At 74.5% G+C, this 19,844-nt stretch carries 19 protein-coding genes; 6 read left to right on the top strand and 13 right to left on the bottom strand.

Annotated features, from left to right (window positions below):
* Positions 1-138: 138 nt before the first annotated feature.
* Complete coding sequence (locus SLAV_RS41825; protein WP_078950616.1) at positions 139-672, top strand: hypothetical protein; 534 nt, start codon at positions 139-141, stop codon at positions 670-672.
* A gap of 123 nt (positions 673-795) precedes the next feature.
* A complete protein-coding gene (mscL, locus tag SLAV_RS22050) occupies positions 796-1,296 on the top strand; it encodes a large conductance mechanosensitive channel protein MscL (protein ID WP_030238785.1) in 501 nt (166 codons plus the stop codon).
* A gap of 13 nt (positions 1,297-1,309) precedes the next feature.
* On the opposite strand, the gene SLAV_RS22045 is transcribed toward mscL, so the two are convergent.
* Positions 1,310-1,567, bottom strand: a complete 258-nt coding sequence (locus SLAV_RS22045) for a hypothetical protein (RefSeq protein ID WP_030238788.1) — start codon at positions 1,565-1,567, stop codon at positions 1,310-1,312.
* A gap of 539 nt (positions 1,568-2,106) precedes the next feature.
* Between SLAV_RS22045 and SLAV_RS22035 the strand changes: the two genes are divergently transcribed.
* Positions 2,107-3,273, top strand: coding sequence for a low temperature requirement protein A (locus SLAV_RS22035; RefSeq protein ID WP_051841365.1), 1,167 nt, complete (start codon positions 2,107-2,109; stop codon positions 3,271-3,273).
* 134 nt (positions 3,274-3,407) lie between these two features.
* A complete protein-coding gene (locus SLAV_RS22030) occupies positions 3,408-4,673 on the top strand; it encodes a cytochrome P450 (RefSeq protein ID WP_030238795.1) in 1,266 nt (421 codons plus the stop codon).
* Between the two features lie 66 nt (positions 4,674-4,739).
* On the opposite strand, the gene SLAV_RS22025 is transcribed toward SLAV_RS22030, so the two are convergent.
* Both SLAV_RS22025 and SLAV_RS22020 read right to left on the bottom strand, forming a co-directional pair.
* Positions 4,740-5,234 (bottom strand): DUF5949 family protein, encoded by a 495-nt coding sequence (locus SLAV_RS22025; protein ID WP_030238798.1) that lies wholly within the window; start codon positions 5,232-5,234, stop codon positions 4,740-4,742.
* 57 nt (positions 5,235-5,291) lie between these two features.
* Positions 5,292-5,903 (bottom strand): DUF4352 domain-containing protein, encoded by a 612-nt coding sequence (locus SLAV_RS22020; protein WP_051841366.1) that lies wholly within the window; start codon positions 5,901-5,903, stop codon positions 5,292-5,294.
* A gap of 171 nt (positions 5,904-6,074) precedes the next feature.
* Here SLAV_RS22020 and SLAV_RS22015 point away from each other — a divergent pair, with 171 nt between their 5' ends.
* Positions 6,075-6,515 (top strand): DUF6299 family protein, encoded by a 441-nt coding sequence (locus tag SLAV_RS22015; RefSeq protein WP_158740864.1) that lies wholly within the window; start codon positions 6,075-6,077, stop codon positions 6,513-6,515.
* 105 nt (positions 6,516-6,620) lie between these two features.
* On the opposite strand, the gene SLAV_RS41560 is transcribed toward SLAV_RS22015, so the two are convergent.
* From SLAV_RS41560 to SLAV_RS21995, 5 genes are all read right to left on the bottom strand, one after another.
* Complete coding sequence (locus SLAV_RS41560) at positions 6,621-6,788, bottom strand: hypothetical protein (RefSeq protein ID WP_167456798.1); 168 nt, start codon at positions 6,786-6,788, stop codon at positions 6,621-6,623.
* 85 nt (positions 6,789-6,873) lie between these two features.
* On the bottom strand, positions 6,874-8,964 hold the full coding sequence (locus tag SLAV_RS22010; RefSeq protein WP_051841368.1) for a SpoIIE family protein phosphatase: 2,091 nt from the start codon (positions 8,962-8,964) through the stop codon (positions 6,874-6,876).
* Positions 8,965-8,976: 12 nt separating this feature from the next.
* Positions 8,977-9,273: a hypothetical protein gene (locus SLAV_RS22005; RefSeq protein ID WP_030238805.1), complete on the bottom strand. Its 297-nt coding sequence runs from the start codon at positions 9,271-9,273 to the stop codon at positions 8,977-8,979.
* A gap of 24 nt (positions 9,274-9,297) precedes the next feature.
* Complete coding sequence (locus SLAV_RS22000; RefSeq protein ID WP_030238808.1) at positions 9,298-10,578, bottom strand: NAD(P)-binding domain-containing protein; 1,281 nt, start codon at positions 10,576-10,578, stop codon at positions 9,298-9,300.
* A 31-nt stretch (positions 10,579-10,609) separates the two neighbouring features.
* Positions 10,610-12,079, bottom strand: coding sequence for an ATP-grasp domain-containing protein (locus SLAV_RS21995; RefSeq protein ID WP_078950611.1), 1,470 nt, complete (start codon positions 12,077-12,079; stop codon positions 10,610-10,612).
* A gap of 294 nt (positions 12,080-12,373) precedes the next feature.
* Between SLAV_RS21995 and SLAV_RS21990 the strand changes: the two genes are divergently transcribed.
* Positions 12,374-13,903 carry a glycoside hydrolase family 26 protein gene (locus SLAV_RS21990; protein WP_030238813.1) on the top strand — a complete coding sequence of 510 codons (1,530 nt, stop codon included), beginning with the start codon at positions 12,374-12,376 and terminating at the stop codon, positions 13,901-13,903.
* 5 nt (positions 13,904-13,908) lie between these two features.
* Here SLAV_RS21990 and SLAV_RS21985 read toward each other — a convergent pair whose 3' ends face one another.
* The 5 genes from SLAV_RS21985 to murJ form a co-directional block, all read right to left on the bottom strand.
* On the bottom strand, positions 13,909-15,051 hold the full coding sequence (locus tag SLAV_RS21985) for a GNAT family N-acetyltransferase (protein ID WP_030238816.1): 1,143 nt from the start codon (positions 15,049-15,051) through the stop codon (positions 13,909-13,911).
* On the bottom strand, positions 15,048-15,740 hold the full coding sequence (locus SLAV_RS21980) for a YveK family protein (protein ID WP_030238819.1): 693 nt from the start codon (positions 15,738-15,740) through the stop codon (positions 15,048-15,050). Before SLAV_RS21980 ends, SLAV_RS21985 begins: the two co-directional genes overlap by 4 nt.
* A gap of 71 nt (positions 15,741-15,811) precedes the next feature.
* Complete coding sequence (locus SLAV_RS21975; protein ID WP_078950613.1) at positions 15,812-17,131, bottom strand: glycosyltransferase; 1,320 nt, start codon at positions 17,129-17,131, stop codon at positions 15,812-15,814.
* On the bottom strand, positions 17,128-17,904 hold the full coding sequence (locus tag SLAV_RS21970) for a polysaccharide deacetylase family protein (RefSeq protein WP_030238824.1): 777 nt from the start codon (positions 17,902-17,904) through the stop codon (positions 17,128-17,130). Before SLAV_RS21970 ends, SLAV_RS21975 begins: the two co-directional genes overlap by 4 nt.
* Positions 17,894-19,759, bottom strand: coding sequence for a murein biosynthesis integral membrane protein MurJ (gene murJ / locus SLAV_RS21965; protein WP_388096881.1), 1,866 nt, complete (start codon positions 19,757-19,759; stop codon positions 17,894-17,896). Before murJ ends, SLAV_RS21970 begins: the two co-directional genes overlap by 11 nt.
* Between the last annotated feature and the right edge of the window lie 85 nt (positions 19,760-19,844).

The following is a 19,844-nucleotide window of genomic DNA, read 5'->3' as shown; positions in this document are numbered from 1 at the left end:
CCCGTGAGGGTGACGGGGTTGTCCACAACCTGGGGACCGTCCACAGGCCGGTGCCGGGTCGGGCGGAACGGCGGATCGTGAGGGGGTCCGGGCGATGGACCCGGACACCGGATCCCGATCGGCTCGGCGGTGCTCACCATGTCCAGGACCCCTGCCCGTCCCCCCTGCTCGCCCTCCTCCCCCTCCCCCTCGTCTTCTACGTGTCCCCCCGCGCGCCCCGTTCCCCCCTTCCCCCCGCTCCGCGTGGGCCGGGCCGGGGGCCGGCTGCGGCGCGCGGTGCGCCGACGCAGGCGGGCCACCGCGGCCGGGCTGGCCGTCGTGGCGGCGGCCCTGGCGGTGGGCGGGGCGCAGGCCCGCGCCTCCCGGGGCGCGGCCCCGCCCGTGGCGAAGCCGCCGGCGGCGGTGGTGCGGCTGGTGTCGGCACCCGTGCGCATCGCGGACGCGGCGACGGTGCGGCTGCTGCGCCCCGGGGACCGGGTGGACGTGGTCGCGGCGGAGCGGACCGGCCCGCCCCGTGTGGTGGCGGCCGGAGCCCGGGTCGCCGAGGTGCCCGAGCCGGAGAAGGGCGTCGGGGACGGTGGCGCGCTGGTGGTGCTGTCCGTCCCCCGGGACACCGCGCGGGCCCTGGTGGGCGCGGGCGCGGTGGCGCGGCTGGCGGTGACGTTGTGCTGATTCGCACGCACGCCCAGTCAAGTCGCCTTGATGTGTGGCTCGATTGGACACTGTGGACTCGGACTGCCGTAACTTTCGGAACAGTTGACTCCGCATTCAGCGGTTCCAGAGAAAGGCACAGCGGTGGGCGAGAAGAAGAAGGAGAGCGTGCTGGCGGGCTTCAAGGCCTTCCTGATGCGCGGCAACGTGGTGGACCTGGCGGTGGCCGTGGTCATCGGCGCCGCGTTCACGAACATCGTGAACTCGATCGTGAAGGGCATCATCAGCCCGCTCGTGGGCGCCATCGGCACCAAAAGCCTGGATGTCTACACCTCGTGCCTGAAGGGCTTCTGTGGCGTCGACGCGAAGGGCGATCCGATCGGCGTCAACATCCTGTGGGGATCGGTCCTCAACGCCGCACTGACCTTCCTGATCACCGCGGCGGTCGTCTACTTCCTGATGGTCCTGCCGATGGCGAAGTACCTGGCCAGGCAGGAGGCGCGCCGCAAGGCCAAGGAGGGGGTGAAGGAGACCATGGAGATCACCGAGCTGGAGGTCCTCAAGGAGATCCGCGACGCCCTGGTGGCGCAGCGGGGCTCGAACGGCGGCAACGGCCAGGCTCCGGGGGCGCGGGACGCCTTCTGACCGCTCGGGCGGATCAGATGTGGTGCGGGGGCTTCTCGTCGAGGAAGCGGGCCAGGTCGGCCGCGCTTCCGCCGGCGGGCGGCCGCTCGCCCCAGCCCCGGTCGGTGTCGTCCGACGACTGCTGGTCCAGCGGGTCGTCGAAGATCAGCCGGGGGCGCGGCCTGGGAGCCGGTGCCGACGGCGCCGGTGCCGGGGCCGGGGCCGGAGAAGGCGTCGCGGCAGGCGTCTCGGCGGACTCGGGCAGCGGGTCGGGGGCGGCGGAGGTGCTCATGCGTCCAGGGTACGGCGACCCCCACCGCCCGCCCGGTCCGGCTGGGGGCCTCGGCGCCCTTGCGGGCGCAGAACCACCAGCACACGGCGAGACAGGTCGCGTGGAAGCCGATGACGAAGGCCACCAGCAGGGCCGGGACCGCGATCCACGGATTGCGGGTGGCGACCTTCTTGCCGGTGGTGCGCCAGAAGGCCGGGTCCTGCGGCGTCCAGTCGGTGATGGTGCGGCCCGGACGGTACCGCGCCGGATCGGCGAGCGCCTCTGGCGCTTGCTGCGTGGCGGAACCCATGACGTGGTCCTGAACCTCGGGAAGTGTCCTGACGCCCCATGGCGGCGCCGGGTCGCGGTGGTGGCGTGCCCGGTGGGTGCGGGGCGTTTCGGTGGTGCGGCGGGGGTACGGACGGTGTCGGGGGCGTTGGCCGGGGGGCTGTGGAGGGCCCGGCTGGGGGTGGGTCGTTACGAGTCCGCCCGGGGTACCCGTGGGGTGCGGGCCGCGCGCCTCGGCGGTCAGGCGGCCGGGCACTGCTGTGCTGGGCGGTATGACGTACGTACCGATGACCGCGCGCAGCCGCGACGAGGACCACCGGGCGGCGACCCCGCTGGAGCTGTTCTTCGATCTCTGTTTCGTCGTCGCGATCGCCCAGGCCGGCCAGTGTCTGGTGCACTCGCTGGCGGAGGGCCATCCGGGGAGCGGGGTGATCGGGTACTTCTTCGTCTTCTTCGGGGTGTGGTGGGCTTGGATGAACTTCACGTGGTTCGCGTCGGCCTACGACTGTGACGACGTGCCGTACCGGATCGCGACGCTCGTGCAGATCGCCGGTGTGCTGGTCTACGCGGCGGGGGTGAGCCGGGCCTTCAACGACAACGACTGGACGGTGGCCGTCATCGGCTACCTGATCATGCGGGTGGCGTTGACGGCGCAGTGGCTGCGGGCGGCGTCCGGGGAGAGCGGTGCGGCCCGTACGGCGGCGTTGAAGTACGCGGCGGGGCTGGTGCTCTGCCAGGCGGGCTGGGTGGCGCTGCTGTTCGCCCCGAACGAATCGAAGCGGTGGCTGTTCCTGGTGCTGGTGGCGGCGGAGCTGTTGGTTCCGGTGCTGGCCGAGCGGGGGCACCAGACGCCGTGGCACGCGCACCACATCGCGGAGCGGTACGGGCTGTTCACCATCATCGTGCTCGGCGAGACGATCGCCGCGAGCACGGTGGCCGTGAAGTCGGCGATCGACGAGCACGAGGCCCTCGGCGAGCTGCTGCCGATCGCCGCGGGCGGGCTGTTGATCGTGTTCGCCGCGTGGTGGATCTACTTCGCGGTGCCGATGCACGAGCGGCTGACGTCCAACCGGGAGGCGATCCCGTGGGGGTACGGCCATCTGCTGATCTTCGCCTCGGGGGCGGCGATCGGTGCGGGGATCGAGGTCGCGGTGGAGCACGCGGTGGGCAAGGCCCACATTTCGCAGGTGGCCGCGAACGCCGCCGTCACCGTCCCGACGGCGTTGTTCCTGATGATGGTGTGGCTGCTGCACTCCCGGCACTTCAAGCGGGGTCCGGCCCAGCAGCTGGTGCTGCCGGGGGCGGCCGTGGCGATCCTGGCGTGCACGTGGACGGGTGCCTACGCCGTGTTCTACGCGGGCCTGGTCGCGACGGCGACCGTGGCGGTGGGCCAGACCCTCTCGGTGCGGGGCGGGTCGCGGGCGGCCGTCGCCGTCTGAGCTCCGGGGCCCGCGGCCAGGCGCCGGCCGTGGGGCCGTCACTCCCGTGGCCGTGGATCCGTTCTGCAGCACGGCGCACCACGTACGGCACGCCAGACACATCACGCACCACGGCGACAGGAAGAGACGGTCCCATGACACTCCCCCCGCAACGGCAGGGCACCGCGACCGGTCCCGGAGCGGAACTGGCCGAGCCGGGTTTCTGGCAGCTTCCGCCGGACCGGCGCCTGGCCGCCTTCGCGCGCCTGCGCGCGCTGCCGTCCCCGGTGTTCGTCCCGGAAGGGGCTGGCCACTGGGCGCTGGTCCGGCACGCGGACGTGCAGGAGGCGAGCCGGCTGCCCAAGGTGTTCGCCAGCGCGCCCGGGGTCACCACGCCGGAGCCGGCCCGGTGGGTGCGGGCGCTGTTCGGGGACTCGATGGTCAACCTGGACGGTCCGGACCACGCGCAGCTGCGCAAGATCGTGCAGCGGGCCTTCACGCCCCGCCTGCTGGCGGCCGCCGAGGAGGACATCCACGCGGTCGCGGCGCGGATCGTGGACGACGTGCTGGAGGGGCGGCCGGACGAGTTCGTCTCGGCGGTGGCCTCCCGGCTGCCGCTGGAGGTCATCTGCAACATGATGGGCATCCCGGAGCGCTACCGGGCGGAGATCGCGGACCGGGTCAACCACGCGTCGGAGCACATCGGGGTGGAGCGGGGTCTGGCGTCGCGGCTGCGGATGCCGGGGCGGGGGCTGCGGGCGCTGGCGCGGATGCAGCGGATGGTCGCGGGGATCGGGCGGGAGCGGCGCAGGCACCCCACCGACGATCTGATCTCGGCGCTGGTCTGCGCGAACGTCGACGGCCAGGCGCTCGGGGCCCGTCAGCTGGGCGCGTTCTTCAGTCTGCTGATGGTGGCCGGGGTGGAGACGACGCGTAACGCCATCACGCACGGGCTGACGCTGCTGACGGACTTCCCGGAGCAGCGGGACCTGTTGCTGTCGGACTTCGAGAAGTACGCGGACGGCGCGGTGGACGAGATGATCCGGCATTCGACGCCGATCATCCAGTTCCGCCGGACGGTGGTGGCCGAACACGCTCTGGGCGGGCACGTGTTCCGGCCCGGCGACAAGGTGGTGCTGTACTACGCCTCCGCCAACCGTGACGAGGCGGTCTTCCCCGATCCGGACGCCTTCGACATCACCCGCTCGCCCAACCCTCATCTGGGGTTCGGGGGTGGCGGTCCGCACTTCTGCCTGGGCGCGCACCTGGCCCGGGTGGAGATGAAGGCGCTCTTCCGCGAGCTGCTGACCCGTCCGGTGGGGCTGCGGGCGGTGGGGCTGCCCGATCTGGCGGGGTCCAGCTTCGACAACCGGGTGCGCTCGCTGCGCTTCGCCTTCGACTGCCCCCACGCCGAAGTGTGACGGCAGGCGGGGGGGGGACCGGCCACCGGGCGGGCTGGGAGCCCGGCGGCCGGAGCGCGGCCCCGTCTACTGCTGGAGGCTCTGCACCGTCAGGACGCAGTGGGCGCTGCTGGTCAGCACTTCCTCGTCGCCGGCGAAGGCCTGCAGGAGCTCGGGGGTGACCGGCTTGCCGGGGACGGCCTCGGGCCAGGCGCGCGTGGCGAACAGGAAGTACGCCTGGCCGCTCTCGACGGCCGCGGCGACCCACTCGTCGGGGGCGGTGCAGGTCGCGTTCAGGCCGGGCAGGGTCAGGGCGACCTGGTTGCCCGCGAGGAGGATCTGCACGGCGAAGGTGCGCGGACTGCGGGTGCCGTCCATGACCACGTCGCCGATGGGCAGGCCGATCTCCTCCAGCAATCCGCGCGCGGCCCTCTCGCCCGCCTCCCGGCCCTGCGGGCCGTCGCCGAGGGTGTAGGCGAGGAGGTACGGGATGTCGTGCCCTTCGGAGGGGTCACCGATCCAGGCGAGCACGGAAAGGGTGCCGAGCTGGGACCGGTCGATTTCGGCTTGCGTTGAAGTCATGCGCCGCACCTTAGTGCTCTGGAACCCGGCCCTTTCACGGCCTTTCACCCGGGCGGGCTAGACCGACCAGAAACCCCCTCCGGAATTCGCCCGCATGTTCGCGTCCTCATACTGCAGCCGCACAATGCGCGTGTTTTCCGGAATTTCGAACACCACCCATCCCTCGGCCCGCTCACCGACCGCGAGGGAATCGAAGACGAGTGGTTTGCCGGTGGTCAGTTCACCGGTGCGCACGATGGGGTAGCGCTTTCCCGCGCTGTCGTACGCCCACATGCGCCCGAGGGGCCCGTACGAGGCTCCGCCGACGTTGACGAACGACATGGAGGCGGCGGCCCAGCGCTTCCCGGCGGGGGGCCCGTAGTTCGGCTCCACGCTGAGCGCGGGGTCCACGTAGGCGGCGAGCACGGCCTGGAGGTGTCGCCCCACCTCCTTGCCCTGCACCCGTACGGAGTCACCCACATGGGCGTCCTTCGCGGCGGCCCCCTCGGCGCCGCGGGCCGGCGCGCCGGGCTCCTCGTCGGTGCCGGGCGCCCCGTCGTCGACCGGGACGGCGGGTGCGGCGGCGGGGGCGAGCGCGGCGCCCTCGGGGGCGCTCTGGCAGGCGGTGGCGCCGAGCAGCAGGACGGGCAGGAGGGTGGCGGCGGCGAGGACGGAAGCGGGCTGGCGCATACGGGGACCCCTTCGGGGATCTTCGGTGCGGAGATGTATTTCGGCCAGTCTCACGCGCCCGAGCGGGCAATTGCACACACCGACACGGGTATGCGGTGCGCGTTTGCCCGCCGACTGCCAGCACAATGCGTTCCGGCGGATTCCCGTCATCCACTCCCCCCTGGAGGAAGAATGCGTACGCCTGCCCGCCGAATGGCCTTCTCCGCCTTCTCCGCACTGGCCGCCACCGCTTTGTTCGCCGCGCCCGCCGCCGCCACCGTCTATCAGCAGGCCGTCGTCGTCGGCGCGGACGCGGAGATCGCCCGGGACGGTGCGATCACCCTTCACGGGGCCTACCGGTGCGAGACCGCGTCCCCCGGCGGGGCGACGCAGATCAGGGTGACCGTCGCCCAGAAGGACTCGGGCAGGCTCAGCATCGGGACCGGTGCCGTCTGCGACGGCGCGGCGCACGAGTGGAAGGTACGGGCGCCGCAGTACGGCGCGGGCCTGCACCCGGGCCGTGCGGTGGCGACGGTGGAGCTCCAGGAGGTGCACCTGCACGGCCTGATGCCGAGGGCGGTCGACACGGTCGCCGCGGACAGCCGGGACATCGAGATCCACGAGCAGCGCTGAGGCCCGCGCGCGCGTCGGCTGTCCGGCCGGTCGCCGGGCGGCCGGGCGGCCGGGCGGCGCCCCCGCTGAGGGGCATGAGGGCAGTGGTGTGACGGCGGTGGCGGGTCAGTGGCATTCGGGCGCGACGCCCGTCATCGACATGAACGCGACCGTCTGGCACCCGGGGTCCGCGTGGGGCCGTCCCGTCGTCCAGTCCACGACCTTCGGCACCCCGGCCACGAGCAGCAGCACCGCCAGGAGGCCCGTGACGGCGCCCCTGCTCAGGCGGCGCACGGCACGGCCCGAGACAAAACCTTCCGTTCCATGGGCGCATCATCACCCCGCACCCGGTACCCCACAACCCGGAGCGGCCCTCCGCTCACGCGGTGCCGCGCGGGGCGCGGCGGGCGTCGAACTCGCACCAGACGGCCTTCCCGTCGCCCCGGGACTCCACGCCCCAGTGCGTGGCCAGGGCGTCGACCAGCAGCAGCCCGCGCCCCGTGGTGGCGGCCTCGCCCGGGGTGCGCCGGCGCGGCCAGACGCTGGAGCGGTCCTTGACCCACAGCCGGATCCGCCGCACGGGTTCGGGCAGCACCTCCATGGTCAGCACGGCCCCGCCGTCGGTGTGCAGGAGGGCGTTGACCAGCAGCTCCCCCGCCGCCAGCTCGACGTCGTCGGCCAGCTCGGCCATGCCCCAGTCGCGCAGGGCCTGCCGCAGGGCGTAGCGGGCCTCGGAGAGCCCCTCCGGGTCGGCCTGGTGGACGTACTGGTGGATGCGCGGGGCCCGGTGGGTGCCGGGGTCGGGGGCGCGGCGCAGCACGAGCAGGGCGACGTCGTCGCCGGAGCCCCAGCGTTCCCAGAGCCGGTCGGAGAGGTGGTCGGCGAGGGCTCCGGGGTCCTGGGGGCCGCTGCGCACGGCGTGGGCGAGGGCTTCCATGCCCTGGGTGATGGCGGTGCCGGGTTCCTCGACGAGTCCGTCGGTGCACAGGACGAGGGTCTCGCCGGGCACCAGGTCCAGGCGGGTCTCGGGGAACTCCTCCTGTTCGAAGGCGGTGGCCAGTCCCAGTGGCAGGCCGCCGCGTACGTTGGGCCAGCCGGTGCGGCCGTCGGTGTGCCGGATGAGCGGGCCGAGGTGGCCGGCGCGGGCCGCCCGTACGCCTCCGGTTTCCAGGTCCACCTGCGCGTACATGCAGGTGGCGAAGCGTTCGGTGTCGAGTTCGGCGAGGAAGCGGGAGGCGCGGGCCAGGACGGTGGAGGGCGAGTGCCCTTCGCCGGCGTAGGCGCGCAGGGCGATGCGCAGCTGGCCCATGATGGCGGCGGCGTGGGTGTCGTGGCCCTGGACGTCGCCGACGACGATGCCGACCCGGTCGCGGGGCAGGGAGATCACGTCGTACCAGTCGCCGCCGACCTCGCGTCCGCTCCAGGCCGAGTGGTAGCGCACGGCGATCTCGCCGCCGGTGATGTCGGGGATCCGGCGGGGCAGCATGGCGGCCTGGAGGCCGGTGGCGAACTCGCGTTCCTGGTCGAAGAGCAGGGCCCGCTGCAGGGACTGGGCGACGATGCCGGCGAGGCCGAGGCAGAGGTTCTGTTCCTCCGGGCTGAACTCGCTGCGCCGCCGGTAGAAGAGCACGAGTCCGCCGATGGCCTTGGCCTGGGCGATCAGCGGGAGGTAGGCGGCGGCGTCGTAGCGGATCCGGTTGAGGTAGTCGGCGAGCAGCGGGAACTCGGCGGCCAGGTCGGTGAGCGAGGTGACGAAACGTGCCTGCCTGGTGAGCACGGCCTGTGACAGCGGCAGTGATCCGTCCAGACGGGTGAACCTGCGTTCGCTGAGGATCTCCAGGGACTCCCCGCTCAGCGCGATGATCTTGATGGTGCCGTTCTCGACGAGGCCCAGCGCGAGCCCGTCGGCGCCGAGCCGTTCCAGGGCGCCCGCGCCGGTCAGGGCGGCCGTGACGTCGTCGACGGTGACGGCGCGCGAGAGGGCGTCGGTGGTGCGCTGCACGATGGCGGCCTGCTGGATGCGGGCGTTCTCCAGCTTGCGCAGCACGGTGGCGTGGGCGAGCTCGGCGGTGGCGTCGCGCACGATCGCGACGATGCGCAGCGGCTGCCCGTCGGGGTCGCGCAGCACCCGGCCCTGGATGTGGGTCCACTGGTCGCGGCCGTCGCGGCGGCGGACCGTGAAGTACGAGCCGTAGGTCTCGCCGCCGCCGTCCAGGACGCCGACGACGGTGTCCTGGAGCCGCGCCGAGTCGTCGGCGGGGATCCGCAGCCCGAGGCCCTCGGGGGTGTGGTCGAACTCGTGCGGCTCCAGGTCGAAGACGGCCAGGCCGGCCTCGTCGATGGCGACGGTTCCGGCGTCGAGTTCCCATTCGAAGCTGCCCATGCCGTTGAGGGCGAGCCGTTCCCCGGGCCCGGTCAGCGGGCCGGGGGCGCCGCCCCGCCCGGGTCTGTCACGCTCCGCCGCTGCCACGAGTCACACCACCTAACGGCCTGGCCAGCACGGCTGGGAGATGAGCCGCTCCCACTCCTCGTCAGGATGCCCCGGGAGGGTGCGTCCGGCCTCCCGCCAGCGCTTGAGGAGGGCGAGGTAGATGGCGGCCTGATCGGCGGGGGCGAAGCTCCCCGAGGGACCGGGGCCGGAGGGGCCCGGTGGCCGGCCGCCGGCGGACCCCCGCCGGCCGTACGGTGTGCCGGGGGCGGCCGTGGCCGGGGGGTGTTCCCCGCGGCTGGCGGGGATGCGCACCCAGCCACGGCCGCCCTGTGCTCGCTCCGCGCCCATCGCGGGACCCCTCTCCGGTGGATCTCAGCGTAGATACGTTTTCGGATGCGCGGCGGCGGCCCGGTGCGGGCCGGCGCCGTCGGTGGTGCCGGTGAGCGGGCCCCGGGCGCCGAGGCGGCCCAGGACTCCCTTCACCAGTCTCCCCGCCGTGAAGCCCGCGCCGTGTACGAATCGCATGGAAGGTCCGAACGAGGGAGCGGTCAGCAGCCCCGCGAAGAACAGTCCGGGCCAGGAGGACTCGAACCCGGGGCTCAGCTCGGGGGTGCCGCCGTCGCCCACGGTCGCCAGGGCCGCGCGCAGTCCCGCGTCGAGGAGTTCCAGCCGGGCCAGGTCGGGGGCGAAGCCGGTGGCGGCGATGACGTGCGCGGTGTCGAGTACGACGGACTCCCCGGCCGCCGTGGTCAGCCCGAGCCGGGTCCGGCCGCCGGCCACGGGCACCGCCCGGTGGAGCCGGTGTCCCAGCAGCGTCGGCACCCGCCGTTCGAAGCGGTCCCGCAGCCACCAGGCCCCGGCGGGCCCCAGAGCGGTGGCGGCGATCCGCTCCCGGGTCGGGGCGGGCAGCCGCCGTACCGCCCAGGGCAGCTCCGACCACACCCAGCTGCGCCAGCCGGTGCCGAGGCCGCTGTGGGGGTCGCGCAGGGCGCGGAGCAGGGGCCGGTCCAGGGGCTGCGGGACGGTGTTCCAGTTCAGCCGGGACCGCCGGGCCACCAGGCAGGGCCGGGCGCCGGCCTCCGCGAGGAGCGCGGCGGTCTCCAGGGCGGCCTGCCCGGCGCCGAGGACGGCCACCTCCCGCCCGGCGAAGCGGGTCAGGTCGCTGTGGCCGGTGCTGTGCGAGCAGTGGCCGGGGGGCAGGTCGCGCAGGGCGTCCGGGTACCGGGTGAAGGGCATCACCCCGACCGCCACGGCCACGGTGCGGGCCGGGCGGGGCGGGCCGCCGGCGGTGCGGACGAGGAAGCCGTCGCCGTGCGGGGCGACCTCGGTGACGGTGTCCTCCTCCACCTCGGGCAGCCCGGCGTGGCGGGCGAACCAGAGCCCGTACGCGCTGAAGGTGGCGATGGGCAGCGGGCTGCCGTGTTCCGCCGCGAGCCCGCGGGTGGCGCAGTACTCGGCGAGGGTGTGACGGCCGCCGGGCGCGGAGAGGTTGGAGGACCAGGGCTCCGACTTGAGGTACATGCCCTCGGGCATGTGGTCCCGCCAGGAGGCCATGGGCCGTCCCACCACGCGCACCCCGAGCCCGGCCGCAGCCGCGTGCGCGGCGATCGACAGCCCGTACGGGCCCGCGCCGATCACCACGAGATCGTCCATCCGCCTCACGGCCGTTCCTCCAGCTCCTCGGTTACCGGGTGACCAGTTCGTCCGGCTCCGCCGGGGCCTCCGGTGGGGTCCGGCGGGCCGGGGGCCCGGGCCGTTCGCCCCCGCGCTGCCGGGGGGCCCGCACGGCGCGGGCCCCCCGGCGCCCCTGTTCGGGTACGCCGCGCAGAGCTCGGGCCCCCTTGCCGAGGCCGCGGCCCAGGAAGGCCCCGAGCATCGCCAGGAACGGCCCGAGGTCGTCGGGGGCGAACCAGGCCGCCTCCACGCGGCCCCGCCGCTCCCGCGAGGGTGCCGCCCGCACCGGCCCGGGGCGCCGCCCGGCGAGGGGGCCCCGGGCCCCGTCGGCCGGACCGGCGGCGGGCGGCGGGCCCGGCTCCGGGCGCCGCCCGGCGGGCAGGACGGGACCCGCCTCCGCCGCACGCCGTTCCTCGCGGGGCGGTACGGGACCGGGCACCCGGGCGGCCCCGGCACCCCCGGGCACCGCGTCCCGCCCGGCCCCGGGCCCGGCAGCGAGCCCGCCAGCGGCCCCGGCAGCGGTGTCGACGGAGCGTGCGGCCGTCGCCGTGGGCAGGCGGCGGCCGCGTACCGCCGCGAGCAGCGCGTAGTTCTCGGCGACGAACACCCGGCCGGGCCCGCCCACCGGCTCCGGCACCCGTTGCCCCGTCAGATCCAGGTACATCGCCTGGACCACGTCCAGCCCGCGGTCGTCCGTGAACAGCCGGAACTGCGCCCCGGGCCGCGGGTTGAAGTCCACCAGCCGGAAGGTGCCCCGCTCGTCGCACCGGAAGTCGAGGTCCAGGATCCCCTGGTAGCCGAGCCGTTCGGCGAGCCGCAGCCCCGACTCCTCCACGGCCGGGTCCGGCAGCCACCGCCCGACCGCCGTGAGCCCCGTCCGCACCGGCCAGGACAGCTCCTTGCGGCCCGACCCGGCGAGCAGCGGGCGCCCGCCCCGGGCGAAGGCCCCGTGGAAGAACCAGTCGGTGTCGGGGCCGGCGGGCAGGAACCGCTGGAGCAGCAGGCGGCTCCCGGCCTCCGCGGAGCGTTCGTACAGCCGCCGCACCTCCGCGACGCCGTGCACCAAGGTGGTGCTGCGCAGTCCGGCGGCGGCGGGCAGCAGCCACGGCCGGCTCCACTTGGCCACCACCGGCAGGCCGAGCCGCCAGGCGGCCTCGGCCGCCTCGGCCCCGCTCGCCGGGATCACCGTCTCCGGGTGCGGGACGTCCCAGCGGGCGCAGAGCCGCGACAGCTCCGCCTTGTCGGCGACGCGTGCGGGCAGGTTGTCGGGCTGATGGGGGATCCGGAAACGGTCCGTCAGCATCGGGGCGACCCGGGAGACCGCGATGGCGCTCAGGTCGTCCATGGCGACGAGCACCGCCGGCCGCCCGATCCGCTCGGACACCGCGGTCAGGCACTCCAGCAGCGCCTCGGGCGCCTCGGGGTCGAGCCCCCCGTCGGGACCGGGGTGGGTGGCGCGCAGGTACCGCGAACGCCCCATGGGACCTCCCCCGGATTCGACGACGGCATGGACCTCCACGCCCTTGCGCCCAAGGGATCTGACGGCGCCGAGGGTTCCGTGGTGGAACGGATTCCGATCGAGTCTGAGCAGAACAGCGGGCACATGGTTGGCGAACGCGTGCATGGAAACGGTGTCTTTCACCTAGTCGGACCAAGCGGGGAGGATGCGCAGCTGCGAATGGCCTACGCGCGGGCCATCGGACAGGCCATTCGTCAGATGTGATGTCTAACGTCTGTGGCAAGCACACCGGTTCAGGAAAGCTCGGGAGACGCCATGCCCAGACCACGCCGCCGACTGGCGAGCACCTGCATCGGTACGGTCACGGCCGGGCTGCTCGCCACCGGGGCCGCCCTCGCGGCACCGGAGGAAGAGCCCGCGGGCTCCGACATCGCCATGGGCGCCTACCTCGACTACGGGCCGCCCGGCGTCGCCCGGATCCCGTACCTGTCGCGCTGGCTGGGCGGCAAGGAGATCCGGGTCGGGCACACGTATCTGCCCGGTGACCAGTGGGCGGGCATCGAGGGCAACGTGCCCTTCCTGGCGGACTGGGCCCGGTGGCGGCGGGCCGAGGACGACCGGATGTTCGTGCTGAACGTGCCCATGCAGGCCCGCAACGAGGGCCGGGTGCCGGACTGGCAGGTGGCCCAGCTGATCCGGGCCGGCGCGGAGGGCCAGTACGACCGGCACTTCACGAAGCTGGCCGAACGGCTGGTGGCGCTGGGGGTGCCGGACACGGTCGTGGTGCTCGGCTGGGAGATGAACGGCACCACCTACACCCAGCGCTGCGGGCCCGACCCGGAGAACTGGAAGGTGTACTGGAAGCGCGTCGTCAACGCGATGCGCGCCGTCCCCGGCCAGCGGTTCAAGTTCGATTTCGCCCCCAACCGGGGGACGGACGCGATCGGCTGGACCAAGTGCTACCCGGGCGACGACGTGGTCGACGTCATCGGCATGGATTCGTACGACCAGGCGCCCGGCCGGACCTTCGACGACCAGATCACGCAGCCGTACGGGCTCCAGGCGCACGTCGACTTCGCGAAGGCACACGGCAAGGAGATCTCGTACCCGGAGTGGGGGCTGTTCCGCAACGGGGACAACCCGGAGTACGTGCGGCGGATGCTGAAGTGGATCGAGCAGCACAAGCCGCTCTACCACACCATCACCGACTACTGCCCGCACGGCGTGTGGCAGTGCAAGCAGAACCCCGAGTCGTCGAGGGTCTTCCGCGAGGCGCTGACCCCGCGGGTGCCGGTCGAGCCCACGCCCCCGGTGGTCCCGACGCCCGTGATCCCGACGCCGGTCGTCCCGACACCGGTGGTCCCCACCCCGGTGGTCCCCACCCCGGTCGTCCCGACCCCGCAGGTCCCGACCCCGCAGGTCCCGACGCCCCAGATCCCCACGCCACAGGTCCCGACGCCACAGGTCCCGACGCCGGCCCCCACCCCGGAGGCGTCCGACCCCCCGGTCGTCCCGAGCCCGGCCCCGACCCCGACCCCGACCCCGACGCCGACCCCCGAGCCCAAGCCCGAGCCCGAGGTGTCCGTCCCGCCGGTGTTCCCGCCCGCGCCGACGCCCGCGCCGACGCCCGAGGTCACGGTGCCCGCGTCGCCGAGCCCGCTCGTCCCCGCCCCCGTACCCGTGCCCAGCCCGGCGCCGAAGCCGCCCGCTCCCCGGCCGGACACCAACAGCACGCAGTGGTGCGTCCCGCTCAACTTCGGCGAGTGGCTGTCCAAGCTGGTCGGCAAGCAGGCGGTCTGCATCAGGCTCGACTGGGGCAAGGACTCCGGCTTCTGGCCCTTCTAGACGGGTCATCGCACCCGCAGTTCGTTCAGCCGCGCCCGCCAGTCCCGGGCGGCCGGCAGCGCCTCGCGCAGCGCGTCCACCGCCCGCTCGCGCCCCGTGACCTGCGACTCGTGCAGCCGCAGCAGGGGCGCGAGCGCGTGCGTGGCCAGCAGGAGGCGCTGGTTGACGACCGTCTCGGGCCGCCAGTGGTTCTTGTACGGCTCGTTGCCGCGCAGGAAGCTCACCACCGGCCGGCCCTCGGCCAGGGCCCGGCCCGCCTCGTAGCGCAGCAGCAGCGTCGCGACGTCGACCTTGCGGTCCCTCAGCTCCGGATCGGCGCCGTACAGGTAGCCGCCGCTCAGCCCGGCCGACAGCAGCGTGACGTTGGCCGCCACCACCGCGCCGTCCAGCCGGAACTCCGTCAGCCGCCCCTCCCCCGCCCGCACCATCCGCCGGGTGGCCCGGGTCAGGTGCTCGGCGAACCGGGGCCGCAGGTGTTCGGGGGTGACCCCCCGGCCGCGCCACTGCTTCTCGTGGAGCCGCAGCAGGGTCCGTACGGCCCCCGGCACCTCGTCCTCGGTGACCTCGTGTTCCTCGATCCCGGCCGCGTCGGTCTTGCGCAGCTTGGCCCGCACCCGCTGGGCGCCGGAGGCCGGCATCCGTTTGACGAGCTCGTCGAAGGGCAGCGCGGGCAGCTCCATGCAGGTGGAGTCCGCCAGCTTGCTGGACACCCCCGGCCACGCCTCGTACAGCGCCTCGGCCGCCGCCCCCGGCCGTACCTCGCGCAGGTCCACGACCGCGCTGCGGGCGGCCCGGTGCAGCCCGTGGGCCAGGGCGGGCACGGCCTGTTCGGCGCACCCGTCGGCCACGAGCACGTCGAAGTAGTCGGTGATGGGCCCGCCGAGCGGCACCAGCCGCGGCAGCGGCCGGTGTACGAGCATCAGCGCGGCCGCGCCGACCAGTTCCCCGCCCCGCCGCACGAGCAGGACCCGGAGCCGGCCGTCCTTTCCGTACGAGAGCCACCACGAGTGGAGCCAGGCGTGGCTCTGGAAGGGGGTGGCGGTGCGACAGCCTCGGACGAGCCGGTTCCACGGCTCCTCCAGCGCGGCGAACTGCCGGGGGTCGCGGCACATCGTCACCGTCAGGGCCCCGGTGGAGCCCCGCGTCATCGCACGGACTCCTTCTCCTTGGTCTCGGAGTGCTCGCCCTGGGCGGGCAGCGAGGCGTACTCCTCCACGACCGGGAGCGCGTCGTCCGCCTCCTGCCTGCGGCGGCCGGGCCGGGCCAGCAGCCACAGCCCGCCCAGCAGTCCGCCCGCGCACAGCCCGACGGCGCCGCTGACGGGGGCCGAGGGGGAGGCGGGCTCGCTCGGCGCGACGGCCTGGTTGAACAGGAGCAGCTGTACGCCGGTGTTCTTGGCGGCCTGGTTGCTGGTCAGGGTGAGCGCGTCGGCGACGGCGTTGGCGATGTCGGCGGCCTCGGAGGGGCTCTTCGACGTCCCGGTGATGGCGATCATCGGGGAGTCGGGGGAGGTCTCGGTACGGACCTGGGTGCGCAGGCGGCGGGCGTCGATCCCGGCGCGGGGCTGGGCGTAGGCGAGGGTGGAACTGCTGGTGGCGATCCGTCCGTAGGCCTGGGCGAAGCCGAGGGCGGTGGCGGGCTCGGTGGTCTCGTTGGGGACGGCGACGACGTAGCCGGTGGCGGCGTACTCGGGGGCCTTGAGGACCCCGTACGCCCCGCCCGCGGCGAGGCCGAGCAGGGCGCAGGCGGGCAGGGGCCACCAGGCGGGCGGTGGCAGCAGTCGGCGCTTGCGCTCCGACCGGTGGTCGGGCTTCTTCTGGTCGGCGGTGTCGGCCATGTGCGGTGCTCGCTTCCTGGGTGGAGGGGAGTTCGTTCACCCCCGGCCGGGGGTGGGATGCGGGGGCGGGGTCAGGCCCCGCCGGGTGCGGGGGCGTCCGCCGTGGTACGGGATCCGGCTCCCGGCACGGCCGCCTCCGCGGCCCCGGCCCGGGGTCTCCCCCCGCCTCCGGGGCCCGTGGCGGAAGCCGTGCCGGGGTCGGGGCCCTGAGCCGCGACCGGATCGGGGCCCGGGCCGGGTGCCGGAGCGGGAGCCGTCGCCGTGCCCGGGTTCGGGGTGGAGAAGGCGGTCGCGTAGACATCGAGGAGTTGGGCGGCGGTGCGGGTGATGTCGTAGCGGCGGACCACCGGGGGTGCGGGGAGTCGGCGGGCGCCCGCTTCCATCTGCCCGCGCAGGGCGGCGACGAGTTCCTCCGTGCCGGGGCCGATCCGCCGCGCCCCGGGCGCCCGGTCGGCGGGGAGGTCGTCGATGGCGGGGCAGGTCACGTGGAGCACGGGCAGGCCCGCGGCCAGGGCCTCGACCACGGCGAGCCCGAAGGCCTCCTCCTTGGAGGGGGACACGAAGACGTCCATGGCGCAGAGCAGGGCGGGGATCCCGGGCGTGCGCCCGTCGGGGCTGTCGCCGAAGGGGTCGCGCTCCCCCAGGAGGTGGATGCGGCCCTGCGCGCCGAGTTCGGCGGCGAGCGTGCGCAGCGCGGCCCGCTCCGGCCCGTCCCCGGCGAGGAGCAGGTGGGCGCCGGGCAGTGCGGCGACGGCCCGGACGAGTACGTCGAACCGCTTGCCCGGTACCAGCCTGCCGACCCCGCCGACCACGAAGGCCCGTTCGGGCAGGCCCGTGCGGGCCCGGGTGGCGCGGCGGGTGCCTTCGTCGAAGCGGAAGCGGGCGGCTTCGATGCCGTTCGGGACGACGTGGATCCGGGACGCGGGCACGCCCCAGCCCTCCAGGCGGGCCGCGACGGTGTCCGACACGGCGACGGTGGCCGAGCCGAGCCGTTCGCCGGCCAGGTAGAGGGCCCGGACCCCGCCGGTCAGGGGGCGGCCTTCGATCTCCGCCTCGCCGAGGGAGTGTTCGGTGGCGACGACGGCCCGTACTCCGGCGAGCCGGGCGGCGAGGCGCCCGTAGACGCAGGCCCGGTAGAGGTGGGTGTGGACGAGGTCGTAGCGGCCGTTCCGGATGAAGCGGGCCAGGCGCGGCAGGGCGCCCAGGTCGCGGTTGCCGCGCATGCCGAGGTGGACGACCCGGACACCGTCGGCGCGCAGTCCTTCGGCGACCTGGCCGGGGTTGGTGAGCGTGAGCACGTCGCAGGGCATCGGCATGTGGCGCAGCAGGAGCCTCAGTTGCTGTTCGGCGCCGCCGACGCCGAGTCCGGTGATGACGTGGAGGGCCTTCACGGCAGGACCACCCGTCGCAGTTCGCGCAACCGGTGGCGGAGCTGCTTGATCCGCATGCGGCCGCGGCCGTCGGCCTGGCTGACGTGGGTGCGGGGCAGGGCGTGCGGGCCGGTGAGCCGGCCGGGGGTGATCGCGCAGGCGTACGCGTATCCGGCGGCCCGGGTGGCTCCGGCGACGCGGGCGTCGAGGTGTCCGTAGGGGTAGCAGAAGCCGCCGGGGAGGCTGCCGGTGAGTTCGCGCAGCCGGTCGCGGCTGCCGCGCAGTTCCTGGCGCAGGACGTCGTCGGGGGCTTGGGTGAGGTCCTGGTGGAGCAGTCCGTGCGAGCCGATCTCCGTTCCGCCGGCGGCGGCTTCGCGGATCTGTTCGGCGGTGAGCAGGGACTTGCGGGGCCCGAGCGGGTCCCACGCGTTGTCGGCGCCGAGCCGTCCGGGCAGGACGAACAGGGTGGCGGTGCAGTCGTGGCGGCGCAGCAGGGGCAGGGCGGCGGTGAGGAAGTCGGTGTAGCCGTCGTCGAAGGTGAGTCCGACGAGGCCGCGTCCCGCTCCGGCGGCGCGGGCCCGCAGCAGTTCGCCGACGGACACCCCGCGCAGTTTCCGGGCGCGCAGCCACAGCAGCTGGGTCTCCAGGGCGGCGGGGGTGACGGTGATCCCGTACGGATCCTCGGCGGGGTCGGTGAACTCGGCGACCGAGTGGTACATCAGGACCCACGGCGATGCGGACCGTCGGGCGGGGCCCCGGACGACGGGGGGTGCCGTGTCGGTGTCAGCGGACATTGCGGAACCTCTGGGTGAGCTGGGTCAGGCGGTGGGTGAGCCGGGAGGTGAGCTGGGCGATCTGGGCGGGCAGGGCGGTGACCTCGATGGCCCGCATGGCCGTGCCGGTGGCTCCGAACATGGCCGGGACCAGCAGGCAGCCGAGGGCGGCGCTGAGCATGGGGTCGGGGATCATCGGGCCGGCGAGCCAGCCGGTGGCGCCGGCGGCGACGGCGGCGACCGCGAGGCGTCCGATGCTGAGGGCGACGCGGCGGACCTGGATGGCGATGATGCGGGAGCCGAGTCCGGTGAGGAGGAGGGCGGCGGTGGTGGAGATGCCGGCGGCGTTGGCGGCGGCGATGCCGTAGGTGCCCCACCAGCCGACGGCGAGGGTTCCGGCCACGATGTTGACGAGCAGCCCGGCGCCCATCGCGAGCGCCGGGAACCAGGTGGGCCGGGCGGTCGAGAAGAAGGGCCGGGAGAGTGCTCCGACGAGGCAGTGGCCAAGGAGTCCGAGTCCGTAGACGCGCATGACGTCGGCGGTGGCGAGGGTGTCGCGGTGGGTGAAGGCGCCGCGTTCGAAGAGGACCTGGATGATCTGCGGCGCGTAGCCGATGACGAGGGCGCTGCCCATGAGGACGGCGAGGGAGGCGAGGGCGAGGTCCTGTTCCACCCGGCGGCGGGCCTTCTCGCGTTCCCCGCCGGCCATTGCCTGGGCGACGACGGGGAAGGTGACGGTGCAGATCATCAGGGAGAGCACCATCGGCATCTGCGCGACCTTCTGCGCGTAGTTGAGGTGCGAGATGGCGCCCGGGGGGAGGGAGGCGGCGAGGAAGCGTTCGACGAGGACCTGGGACTGGCGGAAGACGGCGAAGAAGATGACGGGGGCGATGAGTCCGAAGGCGATGAGGGTGGGCCGGTCCCGGTCGCGCTGGCTGCGCGGGGCTCCCTTGGCGCGGGCCGGTCCGAAGCCGACGTTGCGGATGAAGGCGGGAAGCTGGACGAGGACCATCAGCAGTCCGCCGACGGCGACTCCGGCGGCGGCGGCGCGCACGCCCCACAGGGTGTGGAGGGCGACCATGGTGCCGATGATCCCGACGTTGTACGAGACGTAGATCGCGGCGGGCGGGACGAAGGAGCGGTGGGCGCGCAGGGCGGCGCTGAAGTAGCCGGCGACGCCGAAGGTGAGCACGGTGAGGGCGGTCATCCGGGTGCACTGGACGGCCAGTTCGGGGTCGGGCAGGCCGGGGGCGAGCAGGGCGACGACGAGCGGGGCGGCGACGATCAGCACGGAGGCGACGGCGGCGAGGAACACGGCGAGCCGGGGCAGGGTCGCGGCGACGAGGAGCCGTACGGGGTCGGCCGCGCGGGCCTCCTTGCGGGTGAGGCCGGCCCGGCTGGCCGCGCGGCGGGCGAGGGCGTGGCTGAAGGCGGGCACCATCAGCAGGGCCATGGCGTCCTCGATGAGCAGGGTCGAGGCCATTTCGGGGACGGTCCAGGCGATCAGGAAGGCGTCGCTGTCGTGTCCCGCGCCGAAGAGGTGCGCGATGGTCTGGTCGCGGACCAGGCCGAAGACGGCTCCGGCGGCGGTCAGTCCGGCGGTGACGGCGGCGGCTTTGGCGAGGAACCGGCCGAGCGGGGCGGGGCCGTTGCCGGAGCCGCCCGAGCCGGCGGAGCCGCCGGATCCGACGCCCGGGCCGCCGGCGGCCCGGCGGCGCACGCCCGGCCCGCCCGGGCCGGAGCCGGCCGGTCCGGGGGCCCGGGCGGGTGCTCCCGGGCCGGCGGTGGGGCGGTGCCCCGCGAGGGCGTACCCGGGCGCCGTTCCGGGTGCTCCCGGTCCGGCGGCGCGTACGGCGGCCCGTCGGCCCGCGGACACGGCGTCGGCCTCACGGGCGCGCCGGGGCTCCTGCGCCCCCTCGACCCCGGCCGTGCCGGGCGCGGCCCCCGCGGAGGAACCGGAG

Source organism: Streptomyces lavendulae subsp. lavendulae, assembly GCF_002803845.1.
Classification (GTDB): Bacteria; Actinomycetota; Actinomycetes; order Streptomycetales; family Streptomycetaceae; genus Streptomyces; species Streptomyces lavendulae.
Note: the sequence above shows the minus strand (reverse complement) of the source record. Positions and strands in the feature narration are given on the sequence as shown.